General features: G+C 37.2%; 3 protein-coding genes. 1 reads left to right on the top strand and 2 read right to left on the bottom strand.

Annotation, left to right across the window (positions count from 1 at the left end):
* The first annotated feature begins 145 nt into the window (after positions 1–145).
* Positions 146–733 (top strand): peptidoglycan-binding protein, encoded by a 588-nt coding sequence (locus CK510_RS26565; protein ID WP_095724520.1) that lies wholly within the window; start codon positions 146–148, stop codon positions 731–733.
* A 277-nt stretch (positions 734–1,010) separates the two neighbouring features.
* On the opposite strand, the gene CK510_RS26570 is transcribed toward CK510_RS26565, so the two are convergent.
* Both CK510_RS26570 and CK510_RS26575 read right to left on the bottom strand, forming a co-directional pair.
* A complete protein-coding gene (locus CK510_RS26570) occupies positions 1,011–1,823 on the bottom strand; it encodes a DUF928 domain-containing protein (RefSeq protein WP_095724521.1) in 813 nt (270 codons plus the stop codon).
* Positions 1,824–2,226: 403 nt separating this feature from the next.
* On the bottom strand, positions 2,227–4,560 hold the full coding sequence (locus tag CK510_RS26575; RefSeq protein ID WP_095724522.1) for a CHASE2 domain-containing protein: 2,334 nt from the start codon (positions 4,558–4,560) through the stop codon (positions 2,227–2,229).
* Positions 4,561–4,693 lie beyond the last annotated feature (133 nt).

Below are 4,693 nucleotides of genomic sequence, written 5' to 3' on the forward strand. Positions count from 1 at the left end.
TAATAATCCTCTAAGATTATCTGTAGCCTTAGATACGTCTGAGATAAAGCAGAGATATAACAGAAAAGCTGAACATATCTCTTTACTTATCAAGGTACTTATCAAAGGTTATCAAAACTAAGAACTTACAAGGGAGAATTTGAAGATGGAATATCTTGCTTACTCAGTTATGACTGATACGAATCAAAATGCAGCAACAGAAGCGCAATTAAAACTTCGCAAAATAAATTTCAACTTGAAAACTGTTTTCAAATCTGCTTGTTTAGCATTTGCAAGTGTGGGTATGATACTTGGAAGTCTTCCCCAAGCACAAGCTGCTGTGAGTGCGTTAGGTTATGTCCGTACCAATGGTAGCTGTTTGCGAGTTCGTTCTGCACCAAGTCTAAATTCACCAGTAGTTGGATGTTTGCGAAATGGTGCCAGACTTGCTATTGTAGTGGATACGGAAAATGGCTTTAGTCGCTTGTCTTCGGGTAATTACGTAGCCTCCAGATTTGTTGGTGTCAATCCTGGTAGGATAAATAGACCTGGACTTGGTGTTGGTGGTCCTGTAACCCTTGGTGCTGGTTCTCAAGGTAGGTCAGTTATTCGGGTTCAACAGGCATTAGGTATACCGACAACTGGTTTTTACGGTTCCATAACTTCCCGTGCTGTTCGTAACTTCCAACTCAATAATGGGTTATTAGCTGATGGTAGAGTGGGTCCACAAACTAGAGTAGCATTAGGATTGTAGACTGATTTGGCTGGATATGTTTTGGTGGAACATATCGACGAGATTACTTAATGTGCTGTTTTGTGTTTTTGCGATAAGTGGAGCTTAATGCCGTTGGCATATCACATCTGTTGGTGTAAGAGAGTGTTTATAAATCATGAAAGCAGAAAATGCCTAATAAGCCAGGGAATTAATTCCCTGTCTAATGGCTAAATTCCTCTAAAGAGGAATGTTCTAAGGCTTTTGGGAATTAAATAAATAATTATTTTACCAGTACTCTCTAAGTGCTAGGACTTAGTTACTTCTTTGGAGTATCGCAACAATTGGTAATGGGAAGTGAGGAATTTTTTTCTAAGTTTACCTGTCGCAGTAATTCAGTCCAAGCGGAGGAAATCTCTTTGGATTTTTCTTTACGTATGTTAATTCCTAAGGTTGTTAGTGCGTCAAACCAAATGCCATTTTTGGCGTAGACTGTTGCTTGTTGAATGGGTGTTTTGGCATTTGCTAGTTGATTTTTTAATTGAGGATTTATAGCAATTCGTTGGATAGTACCTTGAACGTTTCCTGGTTTATCTTCGATAGTTTGAAAATCGCAGTAAACAGAGAAAGACCAATTATAAGATTGTCCTATTTTTAAAGCTGGTATATTTTCAGGAATAGGGAAACTAGCTATTCCTTGCGGAGTTGTCAAGCTATTCAATTTAGTTTTATAAACTGTTTTTTTCTGGTTATCTGTTAATACAAATTCAATGGCATCTTTTGATGTCAAACTCCTGGGTAAGCTAAACCAAAATTGTGGTCTTTCGGCTACTGTTAAACCCCACAGAAGATTACCATTATTTGATTTAGTTACAGGTACAAGTGCAGTTGGTTCGCAACCTCTTCCGGCTCCTCCCTGTGCCCTTCCTGTGGGTTCTCCACGATTTGGTGGTGGTGGTGGGGGTGGTACAAATTTGATTGCGATTGATGTAGAATTGGTGTTTGTGGCAACTATTTGTTCTCCGAAACCTGGGTTACAACTTGTACAGAGTGCGAGGATGGTAATAAATTTAACGATAGGATTATTAATTATTTGAGTCAAGATTTTGGTGTCAGGTTTTGTGTGGTTCATAATTGAAATAAAGTTAATTAATAAATTTACAAATTAATTAGGGAATAAATTTGTCATCCGATTTTGGATTGATTTCACCAATAAATTAAGTGTGGGAGTTTAATCAGGAATTATTGGTCAGACATTTGATTATTTACACGTCTGGTTGATGAGATTTATGCAATTGAAATTCTCAACTTGTATGTTGTGCCGATACTAAAGATAGCGCAAACGGTATTACATCGCTGAAAATGAAAGAAAATTTACAAATACTTAATATAATACAAGATTGGATTGACGGCGATTTTCAGGTAAATGAACTAAACCTTTTTTGTCGCGCAGAGACGCAAAGAATATGAGATTATACTTCGATCGCTTTCATTTTTGCCCACCTTATTTTGTTGGAGATTCTAACATAGACTAGTTAATCTTTATGGCTCAACTGTAAAATAACCACCGCACCATTAGTCAAGAGTAAAGCGATCGCAGATGGAACTAAAGGAATCCAACCACCGGAGTTAAGCAATATCCAAGACGTTGTGCCGAGTATTATCACTGATACAGATATAACTATACCCATAATTACTAACCGACGAAATCGCCAAGCAATAAAGCCTCCAAGTATTGCCCAGCATCCAATCCAGCTATATTCTCCCCAACCAGACCAAACCCATAATAATGGTCTTCCATCTAAAACATGACTAATAATTTGACTAACCATGTGTGCGTGAATCAAGACACCAGGAATTTTGTTGGAGGAACCTGCTCCATAGGGGGTTGACCAATAATCCCCAGCACTCAAATCTGCGATACCAATCAAGACAATCCGATTTTGGATGGCTTTGGAATTGACTTTGTTGCTGAAAATATCCTTTAAGGTGACTTTTTGGGCTATATTCTGTGGGTTACTCGTTGCTCGATAGTTTAATAATAACTGACTGCCACCCGCATCAATACCTTGATATCCATTTGTGCGATCGCTTATCGATGGCAAGACTTTTTTACCTAGTTTGAGATTTCCGTCTGGTGTAAATTCTGGCTTAATACCTTTTGTGTATAAATATTGGAATGCAAGCTGGGTATTGAATCCATAAGCAGCAGTGCAACGGGAAGTTGTATTCGGTGTTAAAAATAACAAATGACGACGAATCGCACTATCATCATCTTGAACAAAATCACTAAATCCTAACTGTGCTTCGGGTATCTCTGGTGATGGTAAAGTACCTGTTGGGTCATCTTTGGTATCTGGACGTTTGCAGACACCAATCAAGCGCTGATTTTGCCGTAATTGCTGGGCTAATTCGGGTTTGCGACTGGGATAATCGCGGTAAATATCTAAACCAATTGCGACAGGTTGATATTGTTCTAATTTTTGCAGTAATTTGCTCAGGGTAGTATCAGATAGGGAACCAAAACGGGGTTCTGAATCCTGTGCTTGAATATCTTCGGGAGTTACAGTGACTACCAAAATTCGAGCGTCAGGTTGTTCGGGAATGCGCGATCGCATCAATATATCAAATGCAAATAATTCGACTGGAGATAGTAATCCGAAAAATCTAACTCCTGATACTAAGAGGGTATTTACTAAACTAGATAACAGAATTAATCGTAATTGCCGACGATTTGGTAATAATTGAATTGGTTGTTTTTTGCCGCACCATTCCCTCCAATTAGATGGTGTTTCCGCAGGATTTTGACAAATTACGGGTAACCAAGTGGCACAGGGAAATTCTGTTTCCAATGCTTGTAGTTTTTCCCTTGCTTCCCGTACGGCAAGATAAAGGGATTTTGCTCCAGAAAAAGCAGCAAGAAAATGTTTAAGAAATTCCTGAGCAACTTTATCGGGTACGGGTTCCCGCATGACAATTACTTGGGGTAAATGTAAATCTGCTAAATCATGGGCTAAACCTAACCCATCACAGGAGTTAAAAATTGCTAGTTTTAAACCGTTAGATATCGCTTTTTTTAAACCATATTTTAATTGGTCAATTGTCAAAGTTTCCGTGGGATTAATTTGAATCGAACCCTTGCCCTGACTTGAACTATGTCCTGCAAAAAATAAAATGTCCCATTCTGCTTGCCAAAGTTTTTCATTTAGCTGTTGTGATGTTGGTTCAATTAAAAAAGTTATATCTGAATCTGGAAGTTGTTTTAATATTTCTTGGTCTTTAACAGTATCAATTCCGCGACTATTGCCTAAAATACTTAATATTTTAATTTTCTTTTTTGGTTTATTTGCAATTTTTAAAGAACGTGCATATTCAGGAGGACTAAGAGCGATTTCAGCTTGTGAATAATCAGATAAAAAATCCCACAAACACCAAGGTAATTTTAAAATCTTCCCATCTTGTGCCACAATCACCAAACGAATTTCATCTTTTGGGGTTAAATGAGTACGTAATTTACGGTCAATAGTTAAAAAATCTTCTGTATTTAGCCAGCTATTTAATTGAACTTGTAAATTTTGAGAAACTTCTTGAAATTCCGCATGGGAAATATGAGTAACTTCCTTATCATCCTCATCAATTTCAAATTCTGGGTGGATATTTCGAGTTCTTCTCCAAGCCAAATTAGCATATAAAGACTCATATAATAGTAACCAACGTTGATAAAGAACATCAAGACTGGGATTAGCAGGTAAACTCCCTGTAAACTGCATTGGAGCTAGTTCTTCCGATTCCCAAAATTGTGCGATCGCAGTTGGGAAACCATGTTGTAAATCTCCTTTGCCTAAATTTAAAACGATGAGACGATGCATATTATTTCAAGTTAAATAAATTTAAATTTGTTTTGGTCAAATCATCAAATATTGCGATTATGATAATTCCTATAGCTAGATTTACTAATCATATTACATCTATAGTAGAGTAATTGTAATTGATTGTTATGAA

Source organism: Brunnivagina elsteri CCALA 953, from assembly GCF_002289455.1.
Classification (GTDB): domain Bacteria; phylum Cyanobacteriota; class Cyanobacteriia; order Cyanobacteriales; family Nostocaceae; genus Brunnivagina; species Brunnivagina elsteri.